The sequence below is a fragment of the Pseudomonas sp. ACM7 genome (assembly GCF_004136015.1).
Classification (GTDB): domain Bacteria; phylum Pseudomonadota; class Gammaproteobacteria; order Pseudomonadales; family Pseudomonadaceae; genus Aquipseudomonas; species Aquipseudomonas frigoris.
The window spans coordinates 6,107,345-6,123,348 of sequence record NZ_CP024866.1 but is presented as its reverse complement, the minus strand read 5'-3'; the positions used below and the strand labels follow the sequence as shown (position 1 = coordinate 6,123,348).

Annotated in this window: 12 protein-coding genes; 4 read left to right on the top strand and 8 right to left on the bottom strand. The window is 59.7% G+C overall.

What is annotated here, in order from left to right:
* Window positions 1-445: 445 nt before the first annotated feature.
* The 8 genes from fabI to gloB all read right to left on the bottom strand — a co-directional run bounded on the left by fabI (window position 446) and on the right by gloB (window position 11,269).
* Window positions 446-1,240 carry an enoyl-ACP reductase FabI gene (gene fabI / locus CUN63_RS29040; RefSeq protein WP_008152082.1) on the bottom strand — a complete coding sequence of 265 codons (795 nt, stop codon included), beginning with the start codon at window positions 1,238-1,240 and terminating at the stop codon, window positions 446-448.
* A 21-nt stretch (window positions 1,241-1,261) separates the two neighbouring features.
* Window positions 1,262-2,872: an ABC transporter ATP-binding protein gene (locus tag CUN63_RS29035; protein WP_129444590.1), complete on the bottom strand. Its 1,611-nt coding sequence runs from the start codon at window positions 2,870-2,872 to the stop codon at window positions 1,262-1,264.
* Between the two features lies 1 nt (window position 2,873).
* The gene (locus CUN63_RS29030; RefSeq protein WP_095128240.1) at window positions 2,874-3,893 is read right to left on the bottom strand and encodes an ABC transporter permease; all 1,020 of its coding nucleotides are present in this window, start codon (window positions 3,891-3,893) and stop codon (window positions 2,874-2,876) included.
* A gap of 1 nt (window position 3,894) precedes the next feature.
* On the bottom strand, window positions 3,895-4,968 hold the full coding sequence (locus CUN63_RS29025; protein WP_129444588.1) for a microcin C ABC transporter permease YejB: 1,074 nt from the start codon (window positions 4,966-4,968) through the stop codon (window positions 3,895-3,897).
* Between the two features lie 4 nt (window positions 4,969-4,972).
* Entirely contained in the window at window positions 4,973-6,814 is a 1,842-nt protein-coding gene (locus CUN63_RS29020; protein WP_129444586.1) for an extracellular solute-binding protein, read from the bottom strand.
* Entirely contained in the window at window positions 6,811-8,643 is a 1,833-nt protein-coding gene (locus CUN63_RS29015; protein ID WP_129444584.1) for an extracellular solute-binding protein, read from the bottom strand. Before CUN63_RS29015 ends, CUN63_RS29020 begins: the two co-directional genes overlap by 4 nt.
* Window positions 8,644-8,947: 304 nt before the next feature.
* A complete protein-coding gene (locus CUN63_RS29010) occupies window positions 8,948-10,402 on the bottom strand; it encodes a transglycosylase SLT domain-containing protein (protein ID WP_129444582.1) in 1,455 nt (484 codons plus the stop codon).
* A 99-nt stretch (window positions 10,403-10,501) separates the two neighbouring features.
* Window positions 10,502-11,269, bottom strand: a complete 768-nt coding sequence (gloB, locus tag CUN63_RS29005; protein WP_129445183.1) for a hydroxyacylglutathione hydrolase — start codon at window positions 11,267-11,269, stop codon at window positions 10,502-10,504.
* A gap of 65 nt (window positions 11,270-11,334) precedes the next feature.
* On the opposite strand from gloB, the gene CUN63_RS29000 reads away from it, so the two are divergent.
* From CUN63_RS29000 to CUN63_RS28985, 4 genes are all read left to right on the top strand, one after another.
* On the top strand, window positions 11,335-12,093 hold the full coding sequence (locus CUN63_RS29000) for a methyltransferase domain-containing protein (RefSeq protein ID WP_008152097.1): 759 nt from the start codon (window positions 11,335-11,337) through the stop codon (window positions 12,091-12,093).
* 92 nt (window positions 12,094-12,185) lie between these two features.
* The gene (gene rnhA, locus CUN63_RS28995; RefSeq protein WP_008152099.1) at window positions 12,186-12,638 is read left to right on the top strand and encodes a ribonuclease HI; all 453 of its coding nucleotides are present in this window, start codon (window positions 12,186-12,188) and stop codon (window positions 12,636-12,638) included.
* Window positions 12,639-12,860: 222 nt separating this feature from the next.
* Window positions 12,861-13,619, top strand: a complete 759-nt coding sequence (gene dnaQ, locus CUN63_RS28990) for a DNA polymerase III subunit epsilon (protein ID WP_129444580.1) — start codon at window positions 12,861-12,863, stop codon at window positions 13,617-13,619.
* Window positions 13,620-13,746: 127 nt separating this feature from the next.
* Window positions 13,747-16,002: an Orn/Lys/Arg decarboxylase N-terminal domain-containing protein gene (locus CUN63_RS28985; RefSeq protein WP_129444578.1), complete on the top strand. Its 2,256-nt coding sequence runs from the start codon at window positions 13,747-13,749 to the stop codon at window positions 16,000-16,002.
* The last annotated feature ends 2 nt before the right edge of the window (window positions 16,003-16,004 follow it).

Genomic DNA, 16,004 nt, shown 5'->3' with positions numbered 1-16,004 from the left:
GCAGGTCGGAGCGATAGATAACTATTTCAGCCTTGGCGATATCGATGCCAACAACCGTCTGCGAAGTAAGGATTGTCATGACGAATCCTCGGAGCTAGGGTTTAAGAGCTTGTCGGGGTCTACCGTTGCGCTGGCTTGCCTCTATCGTCGGTTTTACCGATGAATTCCTTATCGGCGCTTTGGGTAGAAAGGGCGGGACGAGAAGTCTCCCACGGTCTGTACTGGTCAGAGTCAGAATCGAGCTTTTAGTCCCGCCCACCCCTTCAAGTCTAAACATACAAGCGAGCTTGCTCGCGATGACGGACTGACATTCAAAATTGATGTCGACTGACACTCCGTAATCGCGAGCAAGCTCGCTCCCACAGGGGGTCTGCATCAGGCCACAAATCGCAGGCATAAAAAAACCCGCCTCAAGAGGCGGGTTTTTTTATTGGCTGACCGAAGATTACTCTTCGAGGCTGCCCATGGCCGTGGTGTTGAAGCCACCGTCCACGTACATGATTTCGCCGCTGATGCCGGACGCCAGGTCCGAGCACAGGAAGGCGCCGGCGTTGCCGACTTCGTCGATGGTGACGTTACGACGCAGCGGGGTTTGCGCTTCGTTGGCGGCCAGCATCTTGCGGAAGTTCTTGATGCCGGAAGCGGCGAGGGTGCGGATCGGGCCAGCCGATACGCAGTTGACGCGGGTGCCGTCCGGGCCCAGGGAGCCGGCCAGGTAACGAACGCCCGCTTCCAGGGAAGCCTTGGCCATGCCCATTACGTTGTAGTTCGGCATGGTGCGCTCGGCGCCCAGGTACGACAGGGTCAGCAGGCTGCCGTTGCGGCCTTTCATCATTTCGCGGCCGGCTTTGGCCAGGGCCACGAAGCTGTAGGCGCTGATGTCGTGAGCGATGCGGAAACCTTCACGGGTGGTGGCTTCGGTGAAGTCGCCATCCAGTTGGTCGCCCGGGGCGAAGCCGACGGAGTGAACGATGCAGTCCAGGCCGTCCCACTTCTTGCCCAGTTCAACGAAAACCTTGGCGATTTCTTCATCGCTGGCCACGTCGCACGGGAAGCACAGGTCAGGGTTGGAACCCCAGCTTTGTGCGAACTCTTCGACACGACCCTTGAGTTTGTCGTTCTGATAAGTGAAGGCAAGCTCAGCGCCCTCGCGATGCATGGCGGCAGCGATGCCGGATGCGATGGACAGCTTGCTGGCGACACCGACGATCAGTACGCGCTTACCGGCGAGAAAACCCATGTGTTGCTCCTCTCTTTCAGGTTATTGCGCAGTGGCTGGGGCCAGGAAAGCGGCTTCCAGCAACTGCTGTGTATACGGATGTTTGGGGGCCGCAAAAATACTTTGCGCGTCTCCCTGTTCGACCACTTTGCCTTGCTTGACCACCATCAGCTGGTGGCTCAGCGCTTTGACGACAGCCAGGTCATGGCTGATAAACAGATATGTCAGGTTGTACTTGGTTTGCAGTGAACGCAAAAGCTCCACCACCTGGCGCTGCACTGTCCGGTCGAGAGCCGAAGTCGGCTCGTCCAGCAGAATCAACGCCGGTTTTAGCACTAATGCCCGGGCAATGGCGATTCTCTGCCGTTGCCCACCGGAAAATTCGTGGGGGTAGCGGTTCCGGGTTTCCGGGTCCAGACCTACCTCCTTGAGTGCCGCAATAATCGCCAGTTCCTGCTCCGCCTCGGTGCCCATCTTGTGGATCCGCAGGCCTTCGCCGACGATCTGGCTCACGCACATCCGTGGGCTCAAGCTGCCGAACGGGTCCTGAAACACCACCTGCATCTCCCGACGCAGCGGTCGAACCTGTTGCTGCGTCAGGCAGTCTAGCTGCTTGCCTTCAAAACGGATGGCGCCTTTGCTGCCGATCAGCCGCAAAATCGCCAAACCCAGTGTCGACTTGCCCGAACCACTTTCTCCCACAATCCCCAGGGTCTGGCCCTGAGGCAGGCTGAAATTGATTCCGTCCACCGCTTTGATGTGGTCGACGGTCTTTTTCAGAAAGCCTTTCTTGATCGGGAACCAGACTTTCAGGTCCTCGACTTGCAGCAACGGCGGGCCAATCACATTGGTCGCCGGCTTGCCGCTCGGCTCCGCTGCCAGCAGTTCCCGAGTGTACGGATGCTGCGGCGCGCGGAACAACTCTTCGCACGATGCCTGTTCGACGATGCAACCGCGCTGCATGACACATACGCGATGCGCAATTCTTCGCACAAGGTTCAAATCGTGACTGATCAGTAGCAGCGCCATGCCCAATCGGGCCTGTAATTCCTTGAGCAATTCGAGGATTTTCAGCTGAACGGTTACGTCCAGCGCGGTGGTTGGCTCGTCGGCGATCAGCAGTTCCGGCTCGTTGGCCAGGGCCATGGCAATCATCACCCGCTGCCGCTGGCCACCGGACAATTCATGGGGCAGGGCCTTGAGGCGCTTCTCGGGCTCCGGGATGCCGACCATTTCCAGCAGCTCCAGCGTGCGCTTGGTCGCGACTTTGCCGATCAGGCCTTTGTGGGTGCTCAACACCTCGTTGATCTGCTTCTCGATCGAGTGCAGTGGATTGAGCGAGGTCATCGGCTCCTGGAAGATCATCGCGATCCGGTTGCCGCGGATGTGGCGGATGGTTTTCTCTTTCAGGCTCAGCAGGTTTTGCCCGGAGTACTCGATGGTCCCGGACGGATGCCGGGCGAGCGGGTAGGGCAGCAGCCTCAGGATCGAGTGCGCCGTCACCGATTTGCCGGAACCACTTTCGCCCACCAGGGCCAGGGTTTCCCCGCGCTTGATGTCGAAGCTCACGCCTTCGACCACCCGTTGAACGCGCTCGCCGACGACAAATTCGACGGACAGGTCGCGCACTTCGATCAGATTGTCCTGATTCATTTCACTTCCTCGGGTCGAAGGCATCGCGAGCGGACTCGCCGATGAACACCAGCAAACTCAACATCAACGCCAGCACGGCAAACGCGCTCATGCCGAGCCACGGCGCTTGCAGGTTGGATTTGCCCTGGGCCACCAGTTCACCGAGGGACGGCGCGCCAGGCGGCAAACCGAAGCCGAGGAAATCCAGGGCAGTCAGGGTGCCGATGGCGCCGGTCAGGATGAACGGCATGAAGGTCATGGTCGAGACCATGGCGTTGGGCAGGATGTGGCGGAACATGATCGCCCCGTTTTGCATCCCCAGCGCCCGCGCAGCGCGCACGTATTCCAGATTACGCCCTCGCAGGAATTCGGCGCGGACCACGTCCACCAGGCTCATCCACGAGAACAGCAGCATGATCCCCAGCAGCCACCAGAAGTTCGGCTGGACGAAACTGGCGAGAATGATCAGCAGGTACAGCACCGGCAGTCCGGACCAGATCTCCAGAAAACGCTGTCCGGCCAGGTCGACCCAGCCGCCGTAGAAACCCTGCAAGGCTCCGGCAATCACGCCGATGATCGAGCTCAGAATGGTCAGTGTCAGGGCAAATAGCACCGAAATCCGGAAGCCATAAATCACCCGCGCCAACACGTCGCGGCCCTGATCGTCAGTGCCCAACAGGTTGTCGGTTGAAGGTGGCGCTGGGGCCGGGACTTTCAGGTCGTAGTTGATGCTTTGATAGCTGTAGGGAATCGGCGCCCACAGGACCCAGGCGTCTTTTTCCTTGAGCAATTCGCGGATGTACGGGCTCTTGTAGTTGGCTTCCAGCGGGAATTCGCCGCCGAAGGTGGTTTCCGGGTAACGCTTGAGCGCCGGGAAGTACCAGCCGTTGTCGTAGTGCACCACCAGCGGTTTGTCGTTGGCGATCAGCTCGGCGCCGAGGCTCAGCCCAAACAGCAGCAGAAACAGCCACAGCGACCACCAGCCACGCTTGTTGGCCTTGAACAGTTCGAAGCGTCGGCGATTGAGAGGGGACAAATTCATCTCAATGCTCCCGGCTTTCGAAGTCGATGCGCGGATCGACAAAGGTGTAGGTGAGGTCGCCGATCAATTTCACCACCAGTCCCAACAAAGTGAAGATGAAAAGCGTGCCAAAAACCACCGGGTAATCGCGATTGATCGCCGACTCGAAACTCATCAGCCCGAGGCCGTCGAGGGAGAAGATCACCTCTACCAGCAACGAGCCAGTGAAGAAGATGCCGATAAACGCCGACGGGAACCCGGCGATCACCAGCAGCATGGCGTTGCGGAACACATGGCCGTAGAGCACGCGGTGATTGGTCAGGCCCTTGGCCTTGGCGGTGACCACGTATTGTTTGTTGATTTCGTCGAGAAAGCTGTTCTTGGTCAGCAGGGTCATGGTCGCGAAGTTGCCGATCACCAGCGCCGTCACCGGCAATGCCAGGTGCCAGAAGTAATCGAGAATCTTGCCGCCCATGCTCAATTCGTCGAAGTTGTTGGAGGTCAGCCCTCTGAGCGGGAACCAGTCAAAATAGCTGCCGCCGGCGAACACCACGATCAGCAGGATGGCGAACAGGAACGCCGGGATCGCGTAACCGACAATGATTGCCGAACTGGTCCAGACGTCGAAGTGGCTGCCGTGTCGCGTGGCCTTGGCGATCCCCAGCGGGATCGACACCAGGTACATGATCAGCGTGCTCCACAACCCAAGGGAGATCGACACCGGCATCTTTTCCTTGATCAGGTCGATAACCTTGGCGTCGCGGAAGAAGCTGTCGCCGAAATCCAGCGTCGCGTAGTTCTTGATCATGATCCACAAGCGTTCCGGCGCCGATTTATCGAAGCCGTACATGTGCTCGATTTCCTTGACCAGCATCGGGTCCAGGCCCTGGGCACCGCGATAGGCGGAGCCCGCCACCGAGACTTCGGCACCGCCACCGGCAATGCGGCTGGTGGCCCCTTCGAAGCCTTCGAGCTTGGCGATCATCTGTTCCACCGGCCCGCCGGGGGCGGCCTGGATGATCACAAAGTTGATCAGCAAAATGCCGAGCAAGGTCGGGATGATCAGCAGCAGTCGCCGAAAAATATACGCCAGCATCTGATTACTCCGTGCCCGCAGGGTCGGCTTGCAGTTTGGTTTCGACTTCTACCGCAGGTTTGGCATCGGGCTTGACCCACCAGGTGTTGATGCCGATGTCGTACTTGGGGGAGATTTTCGGATGACCGATGTGGTTCCAGTACGCCACGCGCCAAGTTTTGATGTGCCAGTTGGGGATCACGTAATAGCCCCATTGCAGCACGCGGTCCAGCGCGCGTGCATGGGCCACCAGGCTTTTGCGCGAATCGGCGTTGATCAGTTGCTCGACCAACAGGTCCACCACCGGGTCTTTCAGGCCCATGGAATTGCGGCTGCCGGGTTTGTCGGCGGCGGCGGACATCCAGAACTCGCGTTGCTCGTTGCCCGGCGAGTTGGACTGCGGGAAGCTGCCGACGATCATGTCGAAGTCCCGTGAACGCACACGGTTGATGTACTGCGAGACGTCGACCCGGCGGATCACCAGGTCAATCCCCAAGTCGCTCATGTTGCGCTTGAACGGCAGCAGCACCCGCTCGAATTCGGTCTGGGCCAACAGGAACTCTATGGTCACCGGTTTGCCCTTGGCGTCGACCATCTTGTCATCGACGATCCGCCAGCCCGCCTCTTGCAGCAGTTGATAGGCTTTGCGCTGCTGGGCGCGGATCATGCCGCTGGCGTCGGTCATTGGGTTCTGGAACGCCTCGCTGAACACCTGCTCGGGGATCTTGCCGCGGAACGGGTCGAGGATCGCCAATTGATCGGCGTCCGGCAGGCCGCTGGCAGCCATTTCCGAATTTTCGAAATAACTGCGGGTGCGCGCGTAGGCGCCGTTGAACAGTTGCTTGTTGGTCCATTCGAAGTCCAGCAACAGGGTCAGGGCCTGGCGCACGCGCACGTCCTGGAACACCGGGCGGCGCAGGTTGAATACAAAGCCTTGCATGCCGGTGGGGTTGCCGTTGGGGATCTGTTCCTTGATCAACCGGCCCTCGGTGACGGCCGGAATGTTGTAGGCGTTGGCCCAGTTCTTTGCTGCCATTTCGAGCCAGTAATCGAATTGCCCGGCCTTGAGTGCTTCCAGGGCCACGGTGTTGTCGCGGTAGTAGTCGGTGGTCATCACGTCGAAGTTGTAGAACCCGCGGTTGGCCGGCAGGTCCTTGCCCCAGTAATCCTTGACCCGCTCATAGCGCACCGAACGCCCGGCCTTGACTTCGCTGACCTTGTACGGGCCGCTGCCCAACGGCATTTCCAGGTTGCCCTTGGTGAAATCGCGCGTCGCCCACCAATGCTTGGGCAGCACCGGCAACTGGCCGAGGATCAGCGGCAGTTCACGGTTGTTGTTGTGTTTGAACTTGAACAGCACCGTCAGCGGATCTTCAGCGACCACTTCCTCGACATCGCTGTAGTAACCGCGGTACAGCGGCGCGCCGTCCTTGATCAGGGCCTGGAAGCTGAACACCACGTCCTCGGCGCGCATCGGATGCCCATCGTGGAAGCGCGCTTCGGGGCGCAGGTAGAAACGCACCCAGCTGTTGTCCGGGGCTTTTTCGATCTTGCTGGCGACCAGGCCGTACTCGGTGAACGGTTCATCCAGGCCCTGTTTGGCCAGGGTGTCGTAGATCATGCTGATGTCGTCGGCCGCGACACCCTTGTTGATGAAGGGATTGAGGCTGTCAAAGCCGCCGAAACCGGCCTGACGGAAGATCCCGCCCTTGGGCGCCTCGGGGTTCACGTAATCGAAATGTTTGAAGTCGGCCGGGTATTTCGGCGGCTCGTTGTACAGGGTCAGGGCATGTTGCGGGGCGGCACAGGCCAGCCCGGCGAACAACAGACCGCTGGCCTGCAAGAGCAGGGCGCGTATGGGTTTCATCGATCTTTCTCCGAAGATTTCAGCCACCACGCGCTCAGGCCCAACGTGTAGGGCGGCGTGGTGACGAAGGCGAACCGGTTGCGGTAGGCCAGGCGGTGATAATTGAGATACCAGTTGGGAATGATGTAGTGCTGCCACAGCAACACCCGGTCCAGGGCCTTGCCGGCGGCGACCTGTTCATCGCGGGTCTGGGCGGCGAGCAATTGTTCGAGCAAATGGTCGACCACCGGATTGGCAATACCGGCGTAGTTTTTGCTGCCCTTGACCCCGACCTGGCTGGAATGGAAGTACTGCCATTGTTCCAGGCCCGGGCTGAGCGTCTGGTTGAGGGTCATCAGGATCATGTCGAAATCGAACTGATCGAGGCGTTGCTTGTACTGGGCGCGATCAACCGTACGCAGCCGGGCATCGATGCCGATGCTGGCGAGGTTCTCGACGTAAGGCTGAAGGATGCGTTCCAGGTTCGGGTTGACCAGCAGGATCTCCAAACGCAACGGTTGGCCTGCGGCGTTCTGAACGTGCTGGCCACTGAGCTTCCAGCCGGCCTCGGCAAGCAGGCCCAAGGCCTTGCGCATGGTTTCCCGGGGGATGCCGCGCCCTTGGGTCTGCTGCAGGCTGAACGGCTCGGTGAAGAGCTTGGCGGGCAACTGCTCGCGATACGGCGTGAGCATCAGCCATTCATGGCCGACCGGAAGGCCAGTCGCGGAGAATTCGCTGTTGGGGTAGTAGCTCATGGCGCGTTTGTAGGCGCCGCTGAACAGGGTGCGATTGGTCCACTCGAAGTCAAACATCAGGCCCAGCGCTTCACGGACTTTGGTCTCGGAGAAGGCCGGGCGCCGGGTGTTCATGAACAGCCCCTGGCTCTGGGTCGGGATCTGATGCGGGATTTGCGCCTTGATGACGTCGCCGCGTCGCACCGCCGGGAAGCTGTAGCCGTTTTCCCAGTTCTTCGCCTGGTGCTCGATATAGATGTCGAATTCGCCGGCCTTGAAGGCTTCGAACGCGACGTCGCTGTCACGGTAGAACTCGACTTCCATGCGGTCGAAGTTGTATTTGCCGCGATTGACCGGCAAGTCCTTGCCCCAGTAGTCCTTGACCCGCTCGAAAATGATCCGCCGTCCTGGCTCTACCGACGTGATTCGATATGGCCCACTACCCAGCGGCGGTTCGAAGGTGGTGGCCTTGAAGTCGCGACCTTTCCAGTAATGCTGGGGCAGCACCGGCAACTCGCCCAGGCGCAGGATCAGCAATGGATTGCCGGCGCGCTTGAAGACGAAACGAATGCGCTGCGGGTTGAGGATGTCGACCCGCGACACTTCCTGAAGGTTGGTGCGGTATTGCGGATGGCCTTCCTTGAGCAGCAAGCGGTAGGAAAACGCCACGTCATAGGCGGTAATCGGTGTGCCATCGTGGAAACGCGCTTCGGGGCGCAGATTGAACACCACCCAGCTGCGGTCCTCGCTGTATTCCACCGATTTGGCGATCAGGCCATAGCTTGAGGTCGGTTCATCGCCGGACGGCGCGTACTGGCCGGTGCCGACCATCAACGGTTCGTTGAGCTCGTTGATGCCGTATTGCAGGAAATTCGGCGTGGAAACCGGGCTTGAACCCTTGAAGGTGTAGGGGTTGAGCGTATCGAAGGTGCCAAACGCCATCACCCGCAACGTACCGCCCTTGGGCGCTTGCGGGTTGACCCAGTCGAAGTGGGTAAATCTGGCCGGGTACTTGAGCGTGCCGAACTGCGCATAACCATGGCTTTCGCTGATCGTCGCGCTTGCGGGGGAGCTCAAGGCCAGGCTGATCAGGAGCAGGAGGAGGGGACGCTTCAAGTCAGGGATCCGATCCAGGCGGCTTGGGCTTTGTGGCCCGTACAGTAACAGCTTGTATCGACAGGAAAAAGACGGGACTTAATGCGGGGTTAATTGCTGGCGCGATGGGCCGATAGGGCGCAGAAACTGTGGGAGCGAGCTTGCTCGCGATAGCGGACTGACAGGCAACATGCGTGTTGAATGTAAAACTGCTATCGCGAGCAAGCTCGCTCCCACTAGGATTTCGGTGTATTGGGGTAAGTCTCCTCGCCACAAAAACCTCAAATAGCAGGCCAAAAAAAGCCCCTGAAATCAGGGGCTCATTTTAGTGCGGCGAAGCCACCGTCAGCATCTGCCCAGGCTTCAACGCCTGGCCAACACGTGGGTTCCAGCGCTTGAGGTGTTGCATTTCAACATTGAAACGTTTGGCAACCATATACAGCGAATCGCCTTGCTGGACCTTGTATTGGGTCTGCGGCTTTTCCTTGACTGCTTTGCTGTTGGTTTTGCTGTTCGCCGCCACGACCGTGTTGACGCGACTACCGCTACGCTTGGTGGTGTCCTGCATCACCAGGGTCTGGCCAACCTTGAGGTTCTTGCCGGTCATCTTGTTCCAGCGCTGCAGGTCCTTGATGTCGACCTTGTTGGCCTTGGCGATGGCCGCCAGGTTGTCCCCGCGTTTAACGCGGTAAGCGCGTTTGAGACTGGCGAGTTCGGAGTCGTCCGAGCCTTCGAATACCGGCTTGAGCGGCTTCTTGCTGATCAACTCTTCAGGACGCATGGTCGACAGGCTGGCCGTCAAAAGTTGCGCCTTGGACGTTGGCACCAGCAAATGCTGGGGGCCATCGATGGTGGTGCGCTGCTTGAAGGCCGGGTTGAGCTGGAACAGTTCGTCTTCGTCGATGTTAGCCACCGCGGCGACCTTGGACAGGTCCATGCGCTGGTTGATTTCGACGACCTGGAAGTACGGTTCGTTGGCGATCGGGTTCAGGTTCACGCCGTAGGCTTCAGGTGCCAGCACCACTTGCGACAAGGCCAGCAGCTTCGGCACGTAGGCCTGGGTTTCGGCCGGCAGCGGCAGGTTCCAGTAATCGGTCGGCAAACCGAGCCTTTCGTTACGCTCGATGGCCCGGCTGACGGTGCCTTCGCCGGCGTTGTACGCCGCCAGGGCCAGCAGCCAGTCACCGTTGAACATGTCGTGCAGGCGGGTCAGGTAATCCATGGCCGCGGTGGTCGAGGCGGTGATATCGCGACGGCCATCATAGAAACGGGTTTGACGCAGGTTGAAGTAACGCCCGGTGGAAGGGATGAATTGCCACAAGCCAACCGCGTCGGCCCGGGAATAGGCCATCGGGTTGTAGGCGCTTTCAATCACTGGCAGCAGCGCCAGTTCCAGCGGCATGTTGCGTTCTTCAAGGCGTTCGACGATGTAGTGAATGTAGAGGCTGCCGCGTTCGCCAGCGTTTTCGAGGAAGGACGGGTTGCTGGCGAACCACAGGCGCTGTTGCTCGATGCGCGGGTTGACACCCAGGTTGTCCTGCAACTGGAAGCCCTGGCGCATGCGCTCCCAGACATCTTGCGGAACTTGTGGGGTCGGTTTTTCGCTGAGCCAGATAGGTTTCTGCTTGGCCCGGGCGGCGATATTCGGAGTGTGTGCCGCGTCGGTCTGCGGCACATGGCTGGAACAGCCCGCCAGAGTGGCGGACACAGCCACCGCGATGGCTTGAGCCAAGCGGGTCAATGCGTCTGAATTGATGGCTTTACGAATAGATGACGACATTGGCTGGAAGTAAGTTCCGGGCAAAAATGTCGGGCGATTCTAGAAAGCGGGCCCCCTGCGGTCAACCATTCAGAATTTTTGTACCAACGTGATGGCTACTTAGAACTTATCTTTCCAAGCACGTAGAGCAGCAAAAACCGTACTCGGAGCCCGGTTTTGGGTTCCGTTCCGTTCGTCCACTTTTTCTTTAACGGATGTTTCGTCGACACGCAAAAACGGGTTGGTAAGCTTTTCAAGCGCCAGAGTAGAGGGCAGCGTCATGATTCCGGCTTCACGTTGTGCGGTGACTTTTTCCAGACGTGCGGCGGTGTCCGGATTGCCCGGTTCGACCGCTGCGGCAAACTTCAGGTTGCTCAGGGTGTATTCGTGAGTGCAGTAGACCAGCGTATCCTCAGGCAGCGCGGCGAGGCGGGTCAGTGAGGTATGCATTTGCTCCGGCGTACCTTCGAACAAGCGTCCGCAACCGGCAGCGAACAGGGTGTCACCGCAGAACAGCAAACCATGATGGTAATAGGCGATATGCCCCAGGGTGTGGCCGGGGACGGCAAAGACATCGAAGTCCCAGCCCAGCACGCTGACGCGGTCGTTGTCCTTAAGCGCCACGTCCCGGACCGGGATGGTTTCGCTGGCCGGACCGTAGACTGTCGCGTCTGTCGCTTTTTTGAGCTGCTCGACGCCGCCGACGTGGTCATGATGATGGTGAGTGATCAAAATATCACTCAACACCCAACCCGGATGCGCTGCGAGCCAGGCCTGCACTGGCGCGGCATCGCCCGGATCGACCACTGCGCAGCGCTGGGTGCGGTGGTCTTGTAACAACCAGATGTAGTTGTCGGTGAAGGCGGGCAGGGCACTGATCTGTATCATCGTCGGATTCGCCAAGCGGAAAACAATGGCGCATCTTAGAACTTCCTGGCGCGTTGGAGAATGCAATGACCGATAAAGCGTTCGCTCAGGCTGATCCTGAATGGCTGACATTGATCAGCGCGGCCCGAGAATGGCTGTCCGGCCCCATCGGGCAATTTCTGCTGGACGAAGAACGTCGCATGCTCGAAGACGAGTTGGGACGGTTCTTCGGTGGCTACCTGGTGCATTACGGTCCGTCGGCCCAGACGCCGCCGTCGGCGCCGCAAGTCCAGCGCAATGTGCGGCTCGGCGCGCCATTGCCGGGTGTCGAGATCGTCTGCGAAGAGCAGGCGTGGCCTTTGAGCGAGCATGCCGCCGACGTGGTGGTGTTGCAGCATGGGCTGGATTTTTGCCTGTCGCCCCACGGCCTGCTGCGCGAAGCGGCGAGCAGCGTGAGGCCCGGCGGGCATCTGCTGATCGTCGGGATCAACCCCTGGAGCACCTGGGGCTTGCGTCACGTTTTTGCTCACGACGCCTTGCGCAAGGCTCGCTGCATCTCCCCATCGCGAGTCGGTGACTGGTTGAACCTGCTGGGCTTCGCGCTGGAGAAACGCCGCTTCGGGTGCTATCGTCCGCCGCTTGCGTCACCCGCCTGGCAGGCTCGTCTGGCCGGTTGGGAGCGCAAGGCCGGTGACTGGCAACTGTCGGGTGGCGGCTTCTATTTATTGGTTGCGCGCAAGATCGTGGTGGGCCTGCGGCCCGTCCGTCAGGAGCGGCGCGAACCGATGGGCAAGCTGATTCCATTGCCGATGGCCAAGGTCAATCGTCGCCGCATCGATCCGTAATACACTTTTTATTTTCCCGGCCGGGTTTGCCCCGGCCTCGGGCATCGTCGATCACCGATCGGCGAGCCACCGCATTTTCTGGATAGATTGGCATGAGCGATAGCGTAGAACTCTTCACTGACGGCGCCTGTAAAGGCAATCCTGGCCCTGGCGGCTGGGGCGCGTTGCTGGTGTGCAAGGGCATTGAAAAAGAACTGTGGGGCGGCGAAGCCAACACCACCAATAACCGCATGGAGTTGATGGGCGCGATCCGTGGCCTTGAAGAACTCAAGCGCTCCTGCGACGTGCTGCTGGTCACCGACTCGCAGTATGTGATGAAAGGCATCAACGAGTGGATGGACAACTGGAAGAAACGCGGCTGGAAAACCGCCGCGAAAGAACCGGTGAAAAACGCTGATCTGTGGAAGCTGCTGGATGAACAGGTCAATCGCCACAACGTCACCTGGAAATGGGTGCGTGGCCACATCGGTCACCATGGCAACGAACGCGCCGACCAATTGGCCAACCGTGGCGTGGATGAAGTGCGCGGTTACAAACAAGCCTGACTGCTGAATCCCCTGTAGGGCTGTGTAGGAGCTGTCGAGTGCAACGAGGCTGCGATCTTTTGACTTTGTTTTTTAAAGACAAGATCAAAAGATCGCAGCCTCGTTGCACTCGACAGCTCCTACAGGGGCCGTGTTCACGGCATCAAGACGCCAGTCACCTGGCGGCGCGGCGTGTTAACATCGCCGCTTTTGCACGAATGACCCGTTGAGAGCTGAGCACTGATGGCCACCAGATCCGTTGTACTCGATACCGAAACCACCGGCATGCCGGTGACCGACGGCCACCGGATTATCGAAATCGGTTGTGTCGAGTTGATCGGTCGGCGCCTGACGGGCCGGCATTTCCACGTTTACCTGCAACCGGACCGCGAGAGTGATGAAGGCGCCATTGGCGTCCACGGCATCACCAACGAATTTCTGGTCGGCAAGCCGCGCTTCACGGAAGTGGCCGATGAATTCTTTGAATTCATCAAGGGTGCGCAGCTGATCATCCATAACGCGGCGTTCGACGTTGGCTTCATCAACAACGAATTCGCCCTGATGGGCCAGCACGATCGTGCGGACATCACGCAGCACTGCTCGATCCTCGACACACTGATGATGGCCCGGGAACGTCACCCGGGGCAGCGCAACAGCCTCGACGCCTTGTGCAAGCGCTATGGCGTCGACAACTCCGGTCGTGAACTGCACGGCGCCTTGCTCGACTCCGAGATCCTCGCCGACGTTTACCTGACCATGACGGGCGGCCAGACCAGCCTGTCCCTGGCTGGTAATGCTTCCGACGGCAACGGTTCCGGGGAAGGTGCGGACAATTCCGCCACCGAGATCCGCCGCCTGCCGGTCGATCGTCAACCGACGCGGATTATCCGTGCCAGCGAAGATGACCTGGCCCGACACGTGGCACGCCTGGAAGCCATCGCCAAATCCGCCGGCGCGGCGTCACTCTGGCAACAACTGGCCGAGGCCAAGGCTCAAGCCTGATTTTCTCGCCACACAATGGTGCGCCCGATGACCTCCTTCGGGGCACCGCACTCGCCACATGCGCTCGAACCCTCTACCCTGAGGTGATTGGCGGACCACGGTCTGCCGCCTCAGGATACTGAGCCCCATGTATAAAGATTTGAAATTCCCGGTCCTGATCGTCCATCGCGACATCAAGGCCGACACCGTCGCCGGTGATCGCGTGCGTGGCATCGCCCGGGAGCTGGAGCAGGAAGGCTTCAGCATTGTCTCGGCGGTGGATTACACCGAAGGGCGTCTGGTTGCTTCGACCCATCACGGTCTTTCCTGCATGTTGATTGCGGCCGAAGACGCCAGTACCCACTCTCATCTATTGCACAACATGGCCGAGCTGATCGGCCTGGCGCGGGTGCGTGCGCCCGACTTGCCGATCTTCGCGCTGGGTGAGCAGGTGACCCTGGAGAACGCTCCGGCCGACGCCATGGCTGAACTCAATCAACTGCGCGGGATTCTTTATCTGTTCGAAGACACCGTGCCTTTTCTGGCCAGGCAGGTCGCTCGAGCGGCACGCAAATATCTGGATGGTCTGCTGCCGCCGTTTTTCAAAGCGCTGGTGCAGCACACGGCCGACTCCAATTATTCCTGGCACACGCCCGGCCATGGCGGCGGCGTGGCGTACCACAAGAGCCCGGTGGGCCAGGCGTTTCACCAGTTTTTCGGGGAAAATACCCTGCGATCCGATTTGTCGGTGTCGGTGCCGGAACTCGGTTCCTTGCTCGATCACACCGGTCCGCTGGCAGAAGCCGAGGCCCGTGCTGCCCGCAATTTCGGCGCCGATCACACCTTCTTCGTGATCAATGGCACCTCGACCGCCAACAAAATCGTCTGGCATTCGATGGTCGCTCGCGATGACTTGGTGTTGGTGGATCGCAACTGCCACAAGTCGATATTGCACTCGATCATCATGACCGGCGCCATTCCGCTGTACCTGTGCCCGGAGCGCAATGAGCTGGGGATCATCGGTCCGATTCCCTTGAGCGAATTCAGCCGCGAATCGATTCAGGCCAAGATCGACGCCAGTCCGCTGACCAAGGGCCGGGCGCCCAAGGTCAAGTTGGCGGTGGTGACCAATTCGACGTACGACGGCCTCTGCTACAACGCTGAGCTGATCAAGCAGCAACTGGGCAACAGCGTCGAGGTCTTGCACTTCGATGAGGCCTGGTACGCCTACGCGGCGTTTCACGAGTTCTTCGCCGGGCGTTACGGCATGGGCACTTCCCGCAGTGAAGACGGCCCGCTGGTGTTCACCACCCATTCCACCCACAAACTGCTGGCGGCGTTTAGCCAGGCATCGATGATTCACGTCCAGGACGGCGGCGCGCGGCAGCTGGATCGGGATCGCTTCAATGAAGCATTCATGATGCACATCTCCACCTCGCCGCAGTACAGCATCATCGCGTCGCTGGATGTGGCGTCGGCCATGATGGAAGGCCCGGCCGGGCGTTCGCTGTTGCAGGAAATGTTCGACGAAGCGCTGAGTTTCCGCCGGGCGCTGGCCAATTTGCGCCAGCACATCGCCGCTGACGATTGGTGGTTTTCCATCTGGCAACCGCCGTCGGTGGAAGGCATCAACCGTGTGGTCACCGACGACTGGCTGCTGCAACCCGATGCTGACTGGCACGGCTTTGGCGGTGTGACCGACGATTACGTGCTGCTTGATCCGATCAAGGTCACATTGGTGATGCCGGGTCTGACGGCAGGCGGCGCCCTCAGCGAGCGCGGGATTCCGGCGGCGGTGGTCAGCAAATTCCTTTGGGAGCGTGGGTTGGTCGTTGAAAAGACCGGGCTGTATTCGTTCCTGGTGCTGTTCTCCATGGGCATCACCAAGGGTAAATGGAGCACGCTGCTGACCGAGTTGCTGGAGTTCAAACGCAGCTACGATGCCAATGTCAGCCTCGCGACTTGCTTGCCGTGCGTGGCGCAAGAGAATGTCGCGCGCTATCAGGGCATGGGTTTGCGCGATCTGTGCGATCAATTGCACGCCTGCTACCGCAGCAATGCCACGGCCAAACACCTCAAGCGCATGTACACGGTGCTGCCGGAAATCGCCATGAAGCCGTCTGACGCCTATGATCAATTAGTGCGTGGCGAGGTTGAAGCGGTGTCGATCGATGCTCTGGATGGGCGGATCGCCGCTGTCATGCTGGTGCCGTACCCGCCGGGTATTCCGTTGATCATGCCCGGCGAGCGCTTTACCGAGTCGACGCGCTCGATCATCGATTACCTGGCATTTGCGCGCACGTTCGATAGCAGCTTCCCGGGGTTTGTCGCTGATGTGCACGGATTGCAACACGAAGACGAGGGCAATGGACGGCATTACACCGTTGATTGCATCAAGGAATGAGG

Coding starts and splice junctions, on each gene's coding strand:
- dnaQ (WP_129444580.1), top strand. CDS start 12,861: ATGGCCACCAGATCCGTTGTACTCGATACCGAAACCACCGGCATGCCG.
- CUN63_RS29030 (WP_095128240.1), bottom strand. CDS start 3,893: ATGAATTTGTCCCCTCTCAATCGCCGACGCTTCGAACTGTTCAAGGCC.
- CUN63_RS28985 (WP_129444578.1), top strand. CDS start 13,747: ATGTATAAAGATTTGAAATTCCCGGTCCTGATCGTCCATCGCGACATC.
- fabI (WP_008152082.1), bottom strand. CDS start 1,240: ATGGGTTTTCTCGCCGGTAAGCGCGTACTGATCGTCGGTGTCGCCAGC.
- CUN63_RS29035 (WP_129444590.1), bottom strand. CDS start 2,872: ATGAATCAGGACAATCTGATCGAAGTGCGCGACCTGTCCGTCGAATTT.
- rnhA (WP_008152099.1), top strand. CDS start 12,186: ATGAGCGATAGCGTAGAACTCTTCACTGACGGCGCCTGTAAAGGCAAT.
- gloB (WP_129445183.1), bottom strand. CDS start 11,269: ATGATACAGATCAGTGCCCTGCCCGCCTTCACCGACAACTACATCTGG.
- CUN63_RS29020 (WP_129444586.1), bottom strand. CDS start 6,814: ATGAAACCCATACGCGCCCTGCTCTTGCAGGCCAGCGGTCTGTTGTTC.
- CUN63_RS29010 (WP_129444582.1), bottom strand. CDS start 10,402: ATGTCGTCATCTATTCGTAAAGCCATCAATTCAGACGCATTGACCCGC.
- CUN63_RS29000 (WP_008152097.1), top strand. CDS start 11,335: ATGACCGATAAAGCGTTCGCTCAGGCTGATCCTGAATGGCTGACATTG.
- CUN63_RS29025 (WP_129444588.1), bottom strand. CDS start 4,968: ATGCTGGCGTATATTTTTCGGCGACTGCTGCTGATCATCCCGACCTTG.